At 76.8% G+C, this 895-nt stretch carries 1 protein-coding gene; it reads left to right on the top strand.

Features of this window, described 5'->3' with window-relative positions:
• Positions 1–228 precede the first annotated feature (228 nt).
• Positions 229–895 (top strand): GGDEF domain-containing protein (locus KS423_RS46350; RefSeq protein ID WP_224285642.1); only part of this gene is annotated, 667 nt, incomplete at its 3' end.

Genomic DNA, 895 nt, shown 5'->3' on the forward strand with positions numbered 1-895 from the left:
GGGCTCGGCGCCCACCGAGACGTACGCGGCCACGGTGGCGCCCGCGGCGGCCAGTTCCCCGGCGTGCCCGGCCAGCGCCTCGGCCGCCGCGGCGCGCTCCTCGGCGGCCAGTTCACGCCGTTGCGTCAACAGCCGTGTCCTCAGGCCGTTCTTCTCGTTGTGCATCCGATCCTCCTGGTCTCCGCACCGTCGACGCGCAGAGCCTGACACGCGAAAGGGCGTCCCCCATTGACCACCCCGCTGCTGGTCCAGGCCCTGGCCGCACTGAGCGTCCCGGCGCTGGCCGGCGCCACCGCCCTCGGACTGCGCGGACGGCGGGAGCGGGCCGTGGCCGCCGCCGGGGAGGAGCGGCTGCGCGGACGGATCGCCGAACTGGAGGAGCGCTGCGCCGAACTGGAGCGCACCGCCTCCTGCGACCCGCTCACCGGCGTGTGGAACTACCGTCACCTCCAGCTCACCCTGGACCGGGAGATCGAGCGGGCCCGCCGCGCCGAGCACGCCGAGCAGGCTGACGGCCCGCGCCCGCTCGCCGTGCTGATGCTGGCCATCACGGGTTTCGACGCGGTCGTTGCCGAGCACGGCCGGGGCCGGGCGGGCGCGGTCCTGCGTGACCTCGCCCAGCGGCTCGCGATGGAGATCCGCCGGGCCGACACCCTCGGCCGCTACGGCGGCGAGGAGTTCCTGGTGGTGCTGCCGGACACCGGCGCCGAGGGCGCCGTGCAGGTCGCCGAGCGCCTGGTCTGGTCGGTCCGCCGGCACCTGCTGCTGGACTGGTCCTCCGGCCCGCGCGAGCCCCGCCCGGCCACCGGCAACGGCCTGACCGCCGCCGCCGGCATCGCCGTGCTGCCCGACGACGGCACCCACGCGGCAGTCCTGCTGCGCGCCGCCGACGCGG

The organism is Streptomyces sp. LS1784, assembly GCF_020103755.1.
Lineage (GTDB): Bacteria > Actinomycetota > Actinomycetes > Streptomycetales > Streptomycetaceae > Kitasatospora.